12 protein-coding genes are annotated in these 14,752 nt (G+C 63.4%); 1 reads left to right on the top strand and 11 read right to left on the bottom strand.

What is annotated here, in order from left to right:
• Nucleotides 1-67 precede the first annotated feature (67 nt).
• From LQ220_RS05310 to tkt, 9 genes are all read right to left on the bottom strand, one after another.
• The gene (locus LQ220_RS05310; RefSeq protein ID WP_230187282.1) at nucleotides 68-442 is read right to left on the bottom strand and encodes a hypothetical protein; all 375 of its coding nucleotides are present in this window, start codon (nucleotides 440-442) and stop codon (nucleotides 68-70) included.
• A gap of 883 nt (nucleotides 443-1,325) precedes the next feature.
• Entirely contained in the window at nucleotides 1,326-2,030 is a 705-nt protein-coding gene (gene pgl, locus LQ220_RS05315; protein WP_230187283.1) for a 6-phosphogluconolactonase, read from the bottom strand.
• A gap of 131 nt (nucleotides 2,031-2,161) precedes the next feature.
• Nucleotides 2,162-3,463, bottom strand: a complete 1,302-nt coding sequence (locus LQ220_RS05320) for a glycoside hydrolase family 130 protein (protein ID WP_084718454.1) — start codon at nucleotides 3,461-3,463, stop codon at nucleotides 2,162-2,164.
• A gap of 81 nt (nucleotides 3,464-3,544) precedes the next feature.
• On the bottom strand, nucleotides 3,545-4,324 hold the full coding sequence (locus LQ220_RS05325) for an HAD-IIB family hydrolase (RefSeq protein ID WP_230187284.1): 780 nt from the start codon (nucleotides 4,322-4,324) through the stop codon (nucleotides 3,545-3,547).
• 54 nt (nucleotides 4,325-4,378) lie between these two features.
• Nucleotides 4,379-5,194 (bottom strand): Cof-type HAD-IIB family hydrolase, encoded by an 816-nt coding sequence (locus LQ220_RS05330; RefSeq protein ID WP_230187285.1) that lies wholly within the window; start codon nucleotides 5,192-5,194, stop codon nucleotides 4,379-4,381.
• Nucleotides 5,191-6,621, bottom strand: coding sequence for a glucose-6-phosphate dehydrogenase (gene zwf / locus LQ220_RS05335; RefSeq protein WP_230187286.1), 1,431 nt, complete (start codon nucleotides 6,619-6,621; stop codon nucleotides 5,191-5,193). The genes LQ220_RS05330 and zwf overlap by 4 nt, the downstream gene beginning before the upstream one ends.
• Complete coding sequence (gnd, locus tag LQ220_RS05340; RefSeq protein WP_230187287.1) at nucleotides 6,618-7,601, bottom strand: phosphogluconate dehydrogenase (NAD(+)-dependent, decarboxylating); 984 nt, start codon at nucleotides 7,599-7,601, stop codon at nucleotides 6,618-6,620. Before gnd ends, zwf begins: the two co-directional genes overlap by 4 nt.
• An 11-nt stretch (nucleotides 7,602-7,612) precedes the next feature.
• Nucleotides 7,613-10,420 carry a bifunctional transaldolase/phosoglucose isomerase gene (locus LQ220_RS05345; RefSeq protein ID WP_230187288.1) on the bottom strand — a complete coding sequence of 936 codons (2,808 nt, stop codon included), beginning with the start codon at nucleotides 10,418-10,420 and terminating at the stop codon, nucleotides 7,613-7,615.
• A complete protein-coding gene (gene tkt, locus LQ220_RS05350; RefSeq protein ID WP_230187289.1) occupies nucleotides 10,417-12,507 on the bottom strand; it encodes a transketolase in 2,091 nt (696 codons plus the stop codon). The genes LQ220_RS05345 and tkt overlap by 4 nt, the downstream gene beginning before the upstream one ends.
• A 32-nt stretch (nucleotides 12,508-12,539) precedes the next feature.
• On the opposite strand from tkt, the gene LQ220_RS05355 reads away from it, so the two are divergent.
• On the top strand, nucleotides 12,540-12,986 hold the full coding sequence (locus tag LQ220_RS05355) for a hypothetical protein (protein ID WP_230187290.1): 447 nt from the start codon (nucleotides 12,540-12,542) through the stop codon (nucleotides 12,984-12,986).
• A gap of 97 nt (nucleotides 12,987-13,083) precedes the next feature.
• Here LQ220_RS05355 and LQ220_RS05360 read toward each other — a convergent pair whose 3' ends face one another.
• Together LQ220_RS05360 and LQ220_RS05365 are read right to left on the bottom strand one after the other, a co-directional pair.
• Nucleotides 13,084-14,373: a glycoside hydrolase family 130 protein gene (locus LQ220_RS05360; protein ID WP_230187291.1), complete on the bottom strand. Its 1,290-nt coding sequence runs from the start codon at nucleotides 14,371-14,373 to the stop codon at nucleotides 13,084-13,086.
• Complete coding sequence (locus LQ220_RS05365) at nucleotides 14,370-14,633, bottom strand: hypothetical protein (protein ID WP_230187292.1); 264 nt, start codon at nucleotides 14,631-14,633, stop codon at nucleotides 14,370-14,372. Before LQ220_RS05365 ends, LQ220_RS05360 begins: the two co-directional genes overlap by 4 nt.
• Between the last annotated feature and the right edge of the window lie 119 nt (nucleotides 14,634-14,752).

Consider the following 14,752-nt stretch of genomic DNA (forward strand, 5'->3'; position numbering starts at 1 on the left):
AAGCGGGTTCCTTCGTCACGCGACGCCCAGTAGTCGCGAACCTATGACCACGCGATCCATTCGTGCATCACTGGGGAGTCGTAGGGTTCCCGACGCTCTCTCCGTGCAGGATGCGGAGGCGTCGCCTGTCGGGTTCGTCTGCCGCCTGGTTCACGTTCGGCTCGATCAGGTCATGGCGAGGCGCGGGCTGGAAAAATGCACTCGAGGCTGCCTCACGGCGCCACGTTTGTGCCAGGGCGCGCCCGGCGATTCCGGCGACTCGATCAAGCGCCTCCCGGTGCGGAATATCGCACGGAAATCGCTCCCACCATTCTGTACGCTCACCCATGCTAGGGCCGGTCCAGATTTGCACGTGATACCCGGAAGCTCCTGGAGGATAGACGCACATGCCCACGATCAGCTTCTTGTCGGCGGCGAGCTGCAGAAGCTCGGTAAACATCATCGTCTCCTGTGTCTAACGGCATATCGGCTGATCGGAAACCAGCATCATCTACCTCCGAGGCCCCTGTCGCGCTTCGACTATAGTCCCGAGCCAAGGCCGGTGTTTTGATTCGGGTCAAAAGCTGAGGTGAGGGAAATGGGAGGGGCGCTCCGAACCAATGACCCCGCGCGAGATGATGCAGCCGTCATCGTCCGTTCCGCTCGAGAGCTCTCAGCCGGGAAGATCTGCCACGCCGCACAGAGATGCGGCGCATTCTTCGGGCCCGCCGCTACCAAAAAAAGTCCGCGTCAGATGGCCATCCCGACCATATCGCGACAGCTTTGGGCACATGTCCGACAGGTTAAAGCACACTGTCGCATCTGAGCGTCTGCGGCAAAGCTGTCGCAGTCGCGCGCGCAGGCTTCGCAAACCCGAGCGCAGGCCTCGCAAATCACTGCATGCTGCGAAGAGCGCCGCAATAAAGAGTTAGCTGTCGTCTGGCATATCTCCGCGCAGTCAAGCAGGAGTGAAAGATGCTTGGTGCTAACGTGTTTTCCGCCTTTGTCCATGCAGTAACGGGCAGTTTCCAGGCACATCTTATGTGATTCGAGACAATCCTGTACACAGTCCGATAACGTCATTCCCCGTTTCATACTCGCCATCCCCCTGCTTTGCTGCGCCTCGGCGGCGGAAATGACCGTCCCCGCCGCCGCAAGCGCAACACTACCAGAAATGAATGACCGCCGATTATGGTGAGTAGGTTTCATCATCACTTTCGTTCCTTTGTTTTCAGCCGACTTGCCGGTCATTGGGCTCGGTCGCACAAGATATCCTAACGCCCACTACGAGGCCGATCACAGCGAACATCATCGCCAACGCAGGAAATCCCCGGACGGTACGCGCTTCACTTGCACCAAACGACTTTAATCGGTGCGCTGCACTCGGCCAGCACGCGCCCAATCGCGGTTGCTGACCGCGGGCCGTCTTCGATTGCCTGCCTCGCAACCGCGCGGTTCTTGTCACCGCTGATCGTCAACATCAGCGTCCGTGTCGCCACAAGCGCCGCTCGAGTGAGGGTAACGCGCGCGACCGGTGCCTCCTTTGGTGGTGGGTCGGGAACGACGCCGCAGGCGCGGCGTGATAACGGAGCGCTCAACGCCGCCTCAAAATCCGGCCCCGGCAGGATCGAGGCGGTATGGCCATCCTCACCCATCCCGAGCCAGACAAGGTCGAATGGCCATTGCAGCACCCGCAGGCGCCGATCCGCGGCGCGGCCCGCCGCCCCTGGGTCGATATCCACGCGCTCGCACAGCGGCATTATGGTAGCGCCCGTGGTGCCGAAATGAGCGCGAATCAAGCCGGCATTGCTGAGCGGATCATCCTCCGCGACCAACCTTTCATCAGTCGGCAGCAGCATGACCTTCGGCCAGTTCAGTGAGCGAGCGGCCAACGCGCGGAATATCGGCACTGGCGTCTTGCCGCCCGGCACTGCAAGCAACGCGCACCCGCGCGCGTCGACCGCGCATTCTACCGCGATCTCAACATCGTTGACGACCTGCCACACCATTGCGGCTCGGTCGTCGAATTCCAGCCACTCGACCTCGTGCATCACCAAAGCCTCATTGGAAAGCGAGGGCGGCTACCTGCGAGCTAAGCATGCGCCGGGAGGAAGCAGCATGTTTGCCACATTTATTCCCGGTCACCCTACTCCGTCACTCCGTCAGGCTCCCAAGATGTTTCCTACGCCATCGCCGCCAGAAGCTGGTCGAGTGGCACCGTCGCGAAGGTGGTGAAGCTGTCGGCAACGGCATAGGGCAGCACCAGCACGCGATTGTGGACCATCGCGCCGCAACTGTAAGCCACGTTCGGAACATAGCCTTCGCGTTCTTCGGCATCTGATCGGAGCAGCGGTTGAGTCACGCGCGCCAGCAGTTTCGACGGATCGTTGCGGTCCAGGAGGCATGCCCCGATGCAATAGTTTCGCACTGAACCGACGCCATGCGTGATCAGCAGCCAGCCCTCATCGATCTCGATGGGCGACCCGCAATTGCCGATCTGAACGAATTCCCAAGGCCAGCGCGGCGAGACCGTTTTCACGCCGCCGTTCCAGTCGTATAGATCGTCCGACGTCAGGAACAAGATGTTCTCGTTGTCCTGCCGACCGAGTATTGCGTATTGCCCGTCGATACGACGCGGGAACAGCGCCATCCCCTTGCTGCTCGTGGCGTCTCCGTGGAGGGCTTTGAGTTCGAAGGTTCTAAAATCAGTGGTGCGGAGCAACTCCTGTCGGATCGCTTGACCATTGAAAGCGGTGTAAGTGCCGAGGTAAGTTGCGCTCCCGTCATCATCGACAAAACGAACGAGACGGAGGTCTTCGATGCCGTTGCGCTGGCTGGGCGTCATTGGAAACAATACGATTTCCGACAGATCATGACTCCCATCGCAGATGATACGCACGCCCGGCTCGCTCGTCCCGTCGCCGGGCATGTTTTCCATCTGCAGCACGACCGGCCTTGGACTGGAGGGATCGATCGCGACGACACCGTTCGCTCCGCACACGCCCGTGCGGAAGGCGACCGATGAAACATGTCCTTCGCCGACCGCTCGCAGCGAAAGAACGAAGCGGATGGCATCGGCTGCGACGCCGGACTGGTCGGGGTGAGGGACAATGCTCGGGTTGAACAAAGCCGCGGCCTCGTAGGAATATTCATTGCTGAAGTAAGCCCCAATCAAGATTGCGCGGTCGCGGCTGACTTCGCATTTGCATATAATCAATCCGTTCACCTCTTGAAACCGCCGAAGGAAGACTGACTCCACGTCCCGGTGACGACCTGAGAAGTCGGTCAGGAGGCGTCGCAATTCTTCGCGCAACTCGGCTTCATCGAGCGCAAGCACCCGATCTGCGATGCGTTGTGCGCGCGGACGATCTCCCTGGTCGAACCCCTTCGGATCCGCCGCTGGGGTGTAAGGCCGAATGACCACGCGCGCTGGATCGGACCGAAGCAACACAGGCAGGCGGGTCACAAAATCAGCCTTCGACATGATGAGCTCCATTGCTGTTGTCTCGCGGCTTCGTCCGCCGGTCGGATAGAATCTCGGTGCGCTTGTTCGGGAAGCCTTTGTTCAGGGCACTGGATCCCCTCGACCATTTGCCTGTGAAGGCCTCAGGCAAGCGATGATCGCCGAGATCGCGGTCCTGGTCTCGGCGACGTCCCGGACTGCGATCGTATCAATCCCCGCCTCACGAACAGGGTTGTCGTTGCCCCCCGGGTAGATCGCGTCGCCGAGGAAGAGCATTTCGGCGAAGGGAACGCCGGCATGCTTGGCTAGCTTGCGCATTCCGTAAGCTTTGTCGATGCCATGACGAGTGATGTCGATCGAGGTTGATCCGCCAATGTTGACCGAGAGATCGTGGAGCGTCGTTCGGAGGGCCGCCTGGAGGCGTTTGCGCTTGGCGAAGTCTGGATCCCACGCGGTCTTTGCGTCGAGGGGAGCGAGCTGCCCGAGCCCGGAAAACGTGATCTGGCTGCCGCGATCCTCCACTCGTTCGCCCCATATCTGGGTCTCGCGGAGCCCACTCTCGTCGGCTGCCCTGGTTAACGCATCGAGGATGCGGCTGCGCTCTTCTTGCGAGAAGACGTCGGCGTACACGACCTGCCAGCCCTCATCGAAACGGTAGAGCTTGGTACCCGTGGTCGGCATGATGAACAGCTGACGGAGGTTGGCTTTCCTGGGCAGCCGCGACACGACTTGTGTCTCGAACTGTGGCCAGTCGCCCCCGGAGATCACCGCAACGCGGAGGAGATCGAGAAGCTCGGCAAGCAACTCGGCCGTCGCTTGGTCGATCGGCTGTTTGCTCTCGGCCAGGGTGCCGTCCAAGTCGAAAGCGATAAGTCGCTTCATCGGCAAGCTCCACTCATGATGCCGTCGTCCGGCGGATCGTTGAAATCGCCTCGCTCATGGAGCCGCTTCCGGCAGGATGATCTCGTCTATCGCATGGGCAACGCCGTCCTCCTCGTTCGACCGAGTTACCCGGTCAGCGGCGGCCCGGACGGCATCGGGACCCTGTCCCATTGCAATCGAGAGACCTGCGCGCGCGAACATTGGCAGGTCATTGCGCTCATCGCCGAGCACGGCGACGTTGGCGAGCGGCACGCCGATCGCGGCAGCTAGTGCGGCGACGCCATCGCCCTTGTTGGCGCGGGGGGCGGTGATGTCGAGATAGTAGGGCTGGGAACGTCCGACGGTCGCGTCCCGCCCGAGTGCCGCCGCGATCTCTCCGTCAAGTCGGGCGAGCAGTGCATGATCGTCGCTGACGCCGACGATCTTGTCGGGTTGGGCGAGCAGTCCAGCGAAGTCGCCCCTGATGATTGGCTCGATGTTGGCCGCGCGTCGCTCGCGCGGAACATACTCGTTGTCGGTTGCGCGGGCATACCAGAGGCCGCCTGCGAACAACCACGGCGTGACGGCCGGGTGATCCAGCAGCGCAAGCGCCCGCGCGGCGCATTCGGGCTCGAGCCGGTCGGCCGAGACGACAGTCCCGTCGGGCTGGACGATCGTGCCTCCATTGAATGCGCCGATGACGCCAGCGAGCTCCAGCCGTTCCGCGATCCACAGCATGCCGCTGGGCGGGCGGGCGCTGATAAGGCTCACCTCTATGCCGGCCGCCTTGACTCGCCTGAACGCTGAGATCACGCCTTCGGAGAGGCTCTTGTCGCGGCGGACGAGCGTGCCGTCGATATCGGACACGAGTAGCCGGATGCGCCCGCTCATCCGAGGCGATGCCAGCGTCGGTGCGAGCGGTGCATCAGCGCGTCCGCACTTTCGGGGCCGGCGCTGCCCGCAGCATATTCCTCCGGAGTGCCCTGAGCCCACACATCGAGGAGCGGCTGCACCGCGCGCCAGCCACCTTCGATCTCGCCGGCCCGCTGGAACAGCGTCTGGTCGCCGGTTAGCACGTCGTAGAGCAAGGTCTCATAACCAGTCTGGTGGCCGACCTCGAAATGGTCCTTGTAGCGGAAGTCCATGGTGACGGGCGCGGTGTTCACGACGGGCCCCGGCCGCTTGACCACAAACTCAAGGCTGATGCCCTCATCCGGTTGGATTTGCATGACGAGGCGGTTGGGGGGCAGTCGATCCACCACCGTCTCTCGGAACAGCGCCAGTGGCACGTCACGGAACTGGACCACGATCTCGGTATCGCGTGTCGGCATCGCCTTACCGGTGCGTAGATAAAAAGGCACGCCCGACCATCGCCAGGTCTCCACGTGCACCTTGAGCGCGGCGAAGGTCTCGGTGCGGCTGGCGGGATCGACGTCCGGTTCGGCGAGGTAAGCGGGTACTGCCACGCCGGCTACGCTGCCGGCTGCATAGCGGCCGCGAATTGCCTCTGCCGGATCGATCGGACGGATCGCGGCGATGACCTTCCCCTTCTCGATACGGATTGCCTCGGCATCGAAGCTGATCGGCGGCTCCATCCCGATCATCGCCAGCAGCTGAAAGAGGTGATTGGGCACCATGTCGCGCAATGCGCCGGTGCCGTCGTAGAATTTGCCGCGCGTACCGACAGTCACTGCCTCGGCGGCGGTGATCTGGACATGATCGACGTAGCGGTTGTTCCAGACGGCTTCGATCATGGTGTTGCCGAAGCGTGCGACCATGATGTTCTGCACGGTCTCCTTTCCCAGGAAATGATCGATCCGGTAGATCTGATCCTCGCTCGCTCGGGCCAGGATCCGGCTGTTGAGCGCATGCGCCGAGGCAAGGTCGGTGCCGAACGGCTTTTCGATCACGATGCGGCGGAAGCCATTAGTCTCGTTGAGCAGCCCCGCTTCGCCGAGCTGATCGACGACGGTCCCGAAGAAGTTCGGTGCGGTGGCGAGGTAGAAGACCGCGTTGCCGGTGAGTTGGGTGCCGAGCGCCTGGTACGTGGCGGTGTCGGCGAAATCGCCTTTCAGATAGCGGATACGGTCGCGGAGCTTCCGCCAAGCGGCATCGTCCTCCACGAAATCGTCGAGCGCCTGGCGCAGATGTTCGTCGTCGCCGTCGTGATGGCTGATGCCGAGAAGCGTCATGTCATCGGCGAGCAACCCGGCCCGGACGAGGTTGACGAGCGCGGGTACCAGCAACCGGCGGGTGAGGTCCCCTCGTGCCCCGAAGATGACGAAGGTTGCAGGGGGTGCAGCCGGAGCATTGCTCATTGTGGCACCTCGACATGTCCGCCGAAGCCGAACCGCATCGCCGAGAGGAGCTTGTCGCCGAAGGTCGTGTCGACCCGGCTGCGGTAGCGCGCGAACAGCGCCGCGGAGAGGACGTAGGCGGGGACCGCTTCCTCCATTGCCGCCTCAATCGTCCAGTGACCCTCGCCCGAATCCGCGACTTGGCCGGAGAATTGCTCAAGCATCTGGTCTTTCGCGAGCGCCGCGGCCGACAAGTCGAGCAGCCAGGATGAAATGACGCTACCGCGGCGCCAGACTTCGGCGATGTCGGTGAGGTTGAGATCGAAGCGCTCGTCTTCCGGTAGTTTGTAGGAGGATTTGCCCTTCAGGATGTCGAACCCCTCAGCATAGGCCTGCATCAGGCCATATTCGATGCCGTTGTGGACCATCTTGACGAAGTGGCCCGAACCCGCGGGACCGGTGTGTATATAGCCTTTTTCGGCGCGTGGGTCCTCGTTGGGGTCGCCGCGCTCCGGCGTGCGTGGGATCGTGCCCTGGCCTGGTGCCAGTGCCTCGAAGAGGGGATCAAGGCTGTCGAGAGTCGCGACATCGCCGCCGATCATCATGCAATAGCCGCGCTCGAGGCCCCACACACCGCCTGAGGTGCCCACATCGACATAGTGGAGTCCTTTCATCGCGCACAGCTTCGCCCGGCGGATGTCGTCCTTGTAAAAGCTGTTGCCGCCGTCGATGATGATGTCGCCTGGAGCGGCCAAGCCCATCAGTGTCGCGATCGTGCTCTCCGTAGGCGGCCCCGCCGGCAGCATAACCCAGAAGATTCGCGGGCTCTCGAGCTTGTCGGCGACCTCCTCAAGCGAGGCGGCGGCGGTTGCGCCTTCGCTCGCCAGCTTTTCCACCGCCGGAGCGTTCCGATCGAAGGCGACGATCTCGTGACCGCCGCGCATCAGCCGGCGCGCTATATTGGCTCCCATCCTGCCCAGGCCGATCATCGCGAGACGCATGCGCTGTATCCTTAATTCTGGGCTGCCGCGACGACCGCCGCGCGCAAGGCTTCCATTCCGCCGCCGCCCTTCTTCAGGTGGACGCGCAGAACGCGCCGGCCGCGCGCGGCCAGAACGTCCATGTCGCCGCGCGCCTGCGCGATCTGGACGGTGCCGAAGCTGGCCTTCCTGCCAGGAATCGCGAGATCGGGATCGGGATCGCGCGTAATCGTCAGAAACGCGCCGCTCGCCGGGCCGCCTTTATAGGCCTGCCCCGTCGAATGGAGGAAGCGCGGCCCGAAGCCCGCGACCGTCGCCACCGCCTTGGCATCGCGTACCGCTACCCGCATCGCCGCGATTGCCGCCGCGTTCGTCTCGTCGCGCTCCACATAGCCAAGGAACCCGGCATAATCGCCAGGCGCCAGGCCTGCGAAGTGCATCCGCAGCAGCGCTGCCGGTTGGGCTGAACCAAAGCCGCTGTCGTCTGCGGTAAAGATGGCGAAGTCATTATCCTCCGCCGCGGCGGTCTCGGGCTCCAGCGCGCCCGACGCCTCATAGGCATCCACCAGCTTGCGCGTGGCGATCTTGGCATCCTCCACGTCCGGCTGGTCGAACGGATCGACGCCGATCACCGCCCCCGCGATCGCGGTGGCTATCTCCCAGCGGAAGAATTCCTGCCCGATCAGTTCCCGGCTAGCCACATAAATGGTCACCAGCGGCTGTCCGGCATCGCTTAGCGCCTTCAACTGCGCTTCCAGGCCTGCGTCGCTGTCGCCTTCCAGGTGGAAATGGACGAACAGCCGGTCGCTCCCGTAGCTTGCCGGAGCGCCGACCGGTTCCAGGTCCACCGGCACGACGCCCTTGCCCCGCTTACCGGTCGATTCTGCCAGCAACTGCTCCAGCCACGCGCCGAACGGCTCCAGGCCCTTGGACGGCAGAATAGTGAGCTTGTCGCGCCCCGCCACCGCCGCCTCGCCGATGATCGCGCCCAGCCGGAAGCCCGGGTTGAGGGCGGGCGGCACATCGGCCCCGCAGGCAAACACCATCGCCGCGGTCGACTCGAAGAAAGCGTGGGTGTCAATTCCCATCACCGCCGCCGGCACCATCCCGAACGCCGACAGCACCGAATAGCGCCCACCGATCGCCGGATCGCCGGGCACGATCATCGCGAAACGGTCCGCCTTGGCCGAAGTCTCCAACTTCGAGCCCGGATCGGTGACCGCGACGAAGCGATCGCCATCCTCGCCCGACAGATCCCAGAAAAAGGCGCGCAGCAGCTCGGGCTCCATCGTCGAGCCCGACTTCGACGAGACGATGAACAAGGTATTCGTGGGATCGATCGCCGCGGTGACGGTCGCGATCTGTCCTGGGTCGGTCGTGTCGAGCACGTGCAGCTTCGAACTACCGGGTTTGCAACCCAGGATCAGCGACAGCACCTCGGGCCCGAGGCTCGATCCGCCCATGCCCAGCAGCACCGCGTCCTTGTACGATTTCGCCTTGTCGGTCAGCTGCATCAGCTGATCCGGATCGACCTGCTGCCCGTGCGCCGCGGAGAGCCAGCCGAGCCACTTAGCCTCGTCCTTGCCGGTCCACAGCGTCGCGTCGCCCTGCCAGAAGCGCCGGCCCCAGCCAGCCGCGCGCGCCGTCTCCAGCCGCGCCTCGACCGCCTTTTCCAATCCCTCGGGGAGGGCAGCCGTCATGCGGTTCTGCTGATTGCCCAGGAACGCCTCGCGCTTGCCGGCCACGGCGCCAAGCAGCGAGTCCGCCGCGTCCGCGAACAGGCGCACGCCATTCGTCACCAGTCCCGCCGTCACGTCGCCCAGCTTAAGCCCCAGCCGCTCGGCCTCCACCAGCAGGTGGCGCGCAGCCTCGACATCTTCGGTCAGCGTCTGATGCGGAGTGCCGCGGTCGCGAAACGCGTCCATCGTCTTGGGCGGCATAGTGTTGACCGTATCCGGCCCGATCAGCGTGTCGATGTAGAGCGTGTCGGGATAGGCGGGATCCTTCGTGCCGGTCGACGCCCACAGCAGGCGCTGCGGCATCGCGCCCTTGGCGGCGAGCGCGTGCCAGCGGTCGGACGCGATCATCTCCTGATACCAGGCGTAGGCGACCTTGGCGTTCGCGATCGCCACCTTGCCGCGGAGCTCTTTCAGCGCCTCTGCCTCGGCATCGCCCGCCTTCACCCGCTCGTCGATCGCCTTGTCAATCTGCGCGTCGATGCGGCTGACGAAGAAGCTGGCGACGCTGGCGATCCGGTCGATCGGCTTGCCCGCCTTCGCCCGCGCCTCGAGCCCCGCCAGATACGCCTCGGCCACCGCCTGATAGGCCCCGAGCGAGAACAGCAGCGTGACGTTGATGTTGATGCCCTCCGCGATCAGTCGGCAGATCGCGGGGATGCCGGCCTTTGTGGCAGGCACCTTCACCATCAGGTTCGGCTCACCGACGGCCGCCCACAGGCGCTCCGCCTCCTCGATCGTCGCATCGGTGCTGTTGGCGAGATAAGGCGAGACCTCGAGGCTGACATAGCCGTCCTTGCCCTCGAGGCGATCATAGACCGTCCGCAGATCGGCCGCCGCCGCCTTGATGTCGGCGATCGCCTGGCTTTCATAGGTGTCCGCCACGCTCGCATCGGCCTTGCCGAGGAATTCGGTGAAGCCGGCGTCATAGGCGTCGCCATGGCCCATCGCCTTCTCGAAGATCGAAGGGTTGGAGGTGACGCCGGTGAGCCCATCCTCCTCGATGAGCTTGCGCAGCCCGCCTTGGCTCAAAAACTTGCGATCGACAAAATCGAGCCAGACGGCCTGACCCGCTTCGCTGAGTTGCTTCAACCGGCTGGTCATCTGTTCTTCTCGATCAGGTCGCGCGCCACGGCGCAGATATTGTCGACGTTGAAGCCGTATTTCTCCTGCAGCTTGGCAAGCGGGGCGGAGGCGCCAAACGTCTTCATCGTGATCGTGCCGCCATCATGGCCGACATAGCGATCCCACCCCATGGAACCGGCCTGCTCCACCGCGAGGCGCGCGCGCACCGCATTGGGTAACACCGTCTCACGATAGGCATGGTCCTGCTTCTCGAACAGGTACCAGCTCGGCAGCGATACCACGCGGGACTTAAGCCCCTCGGCGACCAGCTTCTCGTGCGCGGCGACCACCATCGGCAGCTCGCTGCCGGTGCCGATCAAAATCACGTCGGGATCGCCGTCCTCCACATCCGCGAGGATATAGCCGCCCCGCTCCAGCCCGTTGGCGGACGCATATTTCTCGCGGTCGAGCGTCTGGATCGCCTGGCGGGAGAAAATCAGCGCGGTCGGTTCGCGGGTATGTGATAGCGCGACTTTCCACGCCATCGCCACCTCGTTGGCATCGCCCGGCCGGATTGTGTCGAGCCCCGGGATCGCCCGCAGCGTTGCCAGATGCTCGATCGGCTGGTGGGTCGGCCCATCCTCGCCCACGCCGATGCTGTCGTGGGTGAAAACGAACACCACCGGCAATTCCATGATCGCCGCCAGCCGGATCGGCGCGCGCATATAATCGGCGAAGACCAGGAAGGTGCCGGTGTACGAACGCAGGTAACGCAGCGCCATGCCGTTCGCGATCGATCCCATCGCATGTTCGCGCACGCCGAAATGCATGTTGCGGCCGGAATAATCGTCTCGCTCAAAGGTGCCCGCACCCTGGAAGGTGAGGTTCGTCTTGGTCGAGGGGGCGAGATCGGCCGAGCCGCCGATCAGCAGCGGTATACGCGGGGCGATGGCGTTGAGGACCGTGCCACCGCTGTCGCGCGAGGCAAGGCCCTTGGGATCGGCCGGGAAGCTCGGGATGTCGGAATCCCAGCCATCCGGCAGCTTGCCCTGGAGCAGTAGGGCCAATTCGGCGGCTTCGGCGGGGAAGCTCTCGCGGTAGCGGGCGAACATCGCCTCCCACGCCTCGCGCGCCGGCTTGCCCCGGCTGGACACGGCGGCGTTGAAGTCCTCCGCCACGCCATCCGGCACGAAGAACTGCGCATCCTCCGGCCAGCCATAGGCTCGCTTGGTCGCGCGGACATTCTCCACGCCCAGCGGCTCGCCGTGCGCCTTCTCGCTGCCGGCCCTGGGGCTGCCCCAGCCGATGACCGAATTGACGACGATGAAGGTCGGCCGGTCCTCCGTCGCGCGGAATGTCTTCAGTGCCTCCGCGAAGACGGCGGTGTCGTTCGCGTCGTCGACGTGGATGACGTTCCAGCCATAGCCCTCGAACCGCTGGCCGACATCTTCGGTGAAGGCGAGCTTGGTCGATCCCTCGATCGAGATGTGGTTGTTGTCGTAGATCCAGCACAGGTTGGAGAGCGCGAGGTGGCCGGCGACTGACGCTGCCTCGCCCGAAACGCCTTCCATCATGTCGCCATCGCCGCACAGCACATAGATGTCGTGATCGAATAGGTCGAAGCCGTCGCGATTGAAGCGGGAGGCGAGCACACGCTCGGCAATCGCCATGCCGACCGAATTGCCACAACCCTGACCGAGCGGGCCGGTAGTCGTTTCGACCCCGCTGGTCATGCGATACTCGGGATGGCCAGGGGTCTTCGATCCCAATTGCCGGAACTGCTTGATGTCGTCGAGACTGACCGCGGGCTTACCCGTCAGCTTTCCGTCAGCATCGATCTCCTTCACCCCCGCCAGATGCAGTACGGCATAGAGCAGCATCGAGGCGTGGCCGACCGAAAGAAGGAAGCAATCGCGGTTCGGCCAATTTGGGGTGTCCGGATCATAGCGCATGAAGTCTCGCCACAGCGTATAGACCACCGGCGCGAGCCCCATCGGCGTGCCTGGATGGCCCGAATTGGCCTTCTGCACGGCATCCATCGCCAGCGTGCGGATGGTGTCGATCGCGAGTCTTTCCCTCGATCCGTCCTCATGCGATGGCTGTGCCGACGCCGTTGTACCGGGCATATACCTCCTCGCGATCCCTTTGTTCGACGCACGTGCACAGCACGACTCCATCCGAAGGACGCTCGCTGCGCCTGCCGAAGATTGGCGTGGCGACAGGTCGCGTCATTGACGCAGATCAAAGCGTGACATTGCGGGCGAGGCAACGGGTGAACAAGCTGCCGCACACCATCGGATGGCCGACCGACAATGCAGCTGCTACACCGCGCACGATACCAGGCGCTTCGTCCGCGACATCTTGCTCACACGGACCACGCCCGTCGAAAGCCCGCAGAGAAACGGCCATTGCTGGGGCTTTCGTCCGCACGCTCAAGCGTGGCTACGCCCAGGTCATCCTGCGTCCCGGCGTCGCCGGCGTCATCGGGCGGCTGCCCGCCTGGCTCGATCACTGCAATCGCGGGCATTCGCATCGCGCACTCGCCTACCGGGCGCTTCGCGAGTTTATCGAACGCTCGATCGGAGAGAACCTGTCCGGCCTTTAGGGGAGAACAACAGTGAGCTGTCACGAATGATTTGATGCGGTGGAAGGCTCCGCGCATCAACGTAGCCGTGCAATGGATCGAGATCAGGTGAAGCCGCCTACTCCATGACACTTAACAGGTTGTCGATTGAGGCCGTAGCAAAGGCTGTAAAGCTATCAGCTACCGCATATGGCAGGAGCATCGTCCGACCCTGGACGATCGAACCACAGCTATAGACGACGTTGGGCACGTACCCGTCCCGTTCATGCGGACTGGGGGCTAGGACCGGCCGCGGCGTCCGCGCAAGCAGTTTTGATGGGTCATCCTTGTCGAGCAGGCATGCGCCAATGCAATAGTTGCGCACCGTCCCGACGCCGTGCACCATGACTAGCCAGCCTTCGGCGATCTCGATCGGCGACCCGCAGTTGCCCATCTGGACGAACTCCCAAGGGAATTGCGGCGCGATGATTTTCGCGCCGCCTTCCCAGTGGAGTATGTCGTCAGAATAGTGCAGCCAGATGTTTTTGTTATCCTGGCGTCCGAGCATTGCGTAATTGCCCGCGATACGCCGGGGGAACAGTGCCATTCCCTTCCCTCTGGCCGCTTCGCCGGTCAGAACGCGCATATCAAACGACTTGAAATCGGTGCTGCTCAGCAATTCCGAGAGCACCTCGGCACCGCTGAACGCAGTGTAAGTTCCGTGATAGATTATGCTGCCATCATCGTCGCAGAAGCGGACGAGGCGCATATCCTCGATACCTTGGCGCTGGCTCGGGAGCACCGGAAAAAGCACGATCTCCGATATCGTTCGACTGCCCGCGCAACACAGGCGCACTGCCACGTCCCCCCCCTTCGCACAGGTCTCGATGAGTGGCGGCACCGATGTGGGGCTGGGATCGTCGACTACGAGTTCGCCGCCCGGTGTCCAAGTGCCCGTGCGGAATGTCACCGACGACACATGTCCCTCGCCGATGCCTCGCAGCGACATCACGAAACGGATGGTGCCCTCAGGGAGACCAGACTGGTCGGGATGGAGCACCACGCTCGGGTTGAACAAGGCCGCAGCCTCATAGGCATATTCTTCGCTGCAGTAGGCCCCGATCAACCGCCGCTGCTCGGCGTTGATACGATCGACGCCCTCAATCCGGCCGGCGATCTCGTCGAACCGGCGAAGCAGCATCGCATCGACGTCGCGGTGATTCTCGTCCAGTGACAGGGTGACGCCTTCCAGCTGGCGCGCCAACTCAGCCTCGTCGAGCGCCACGATCAGGTCGACAGTCTCCTGGGTGCGGGACGTGCCGGCGTCGAAACCTTTGGGATAGCCCGGCTCGAACGGCCGGACGACGGTGCGCGATGGATCGGGGCGAAGCACGCGATCGTAGAAGTTGAGCTTTGCACGTTCGGTCATACTAGGTCCTTGTTGTCAAAACAGAAATGCCAATCGAGACAGCCGCTTGCGGATGACCTTGTGGATGACGTCTGATTGACTAACGCTGCGGTCCGGACGCGTTGACCGCGCAAGGGATCGGCCACTTCCAGCGCCAATATGTCAACGCCTGAACCAAAGCGCGTCGCGACCAGATTGCGCGGCGAAACGGTTTGCGTCGGGCGGATGAACGCAGGCGCGGTGGTGATCCCCACGAGCATCTCATGCATGAGTTTGAACATGCCATCATCGTCGGCGTACGGTAGACTTTTTCGATGAAGGTGGGCCGCTACGAAACCGGCAGACGCACGGATGAGCCACAAATCTCCGCTACGGCGGCTTTCACGGCGACTTGCGCGAC

Origin of the sequence: Sphingobium sp. CECT 9361, from assembly GCF_918741285.1 — a bacterium.
Taxonomy (GTDB): Bacteria; Pseudomonadota; Alphaproteobacteria; order Sphingomonadales; family Sphingomonadaceae; genus Sphingobium.

Excerpts from the sequence above, each read along its gene's own strand:
- gnd (WP_230187287.1), bottom strand. The coding sequence starts at position 7,601 with ATGCGTCTCGCGATGATCGGCCTGGGCAGGATGGGAGCCAATATAGCG.
- pgl (WP_230187283.1), bottom strand. The coding sequence starts at position 2,030 with ATGCACGAGGTCGAGTGGCTGGAATTCGACGACCGAGCCGCAATGGTG.
- LQ220_RS05345 (WP_230187288.1), bottom strand. The coding sequence starts at position 10,420 with ATGACCAGCCGGTTGAAGCAACTCAGCGAAGCGGGTCAGGCCGTCTGG.
- tkt (WP_230187289.1), bottom strand. The coding sequence starts at position 12,507 with ATGCCCGGTACAACGGCGTCGGCACAGCCATCGCATGAGGACGGATCG.
- LQ220_RS05310 (WP_230187282.1), bottom strand. The coding sequence starts at position 442 with ATGATGTTTACCGAGCTTCTGCAGCTCGCCGCCGACAAGAAGCTGATC.
- LQ220_RS05360 (WP_230187291.1), bottom strand. The coding sequence starts at position 14,373 with ATGACCGAACGTGCAAAGCTCAACTTCTACGATCGCGTGCTTCGCCCC.
- LQ220_RS05330 (WP_230187285.1), bottom strand. The coding sequence starts at position 5,194 with ATGAGCGGGCGCATCCGGCTACTCGTGTCCGATATCGACGGCACGCTC.
- LQ220_RS05320 (WP_084718454.1), bottom strand. The coding sequence starts at position 3,463 with ATGTCGAAGGCTGATTTTGTGACCCGCCTGCCTGTGTTGCTTCGGTCC.
- LQ220_RS05325 (WP_230187284.1), bottom strand. The coding sequence starts at position 4,324 with ATGAAGCGACTTATCGCTTTCGACTTGGACGGCACCCTGGCCGAGAGC.
- zwf (WP_230187286.1), bottom strand. The coding sequence starts at position 6,621 with ATGAGCAATGCTCCGGCTGCACCCCCTGCAACCTTCGTCATCTTCGGG.
- LQ220_RS05365 (WP_230187292.1), bottom strand. The coding sequence starts at position 14,633 with ATGTTCAAACTCATGCATGAGATGCTCGTGGGGATCACCACCGCGCCT.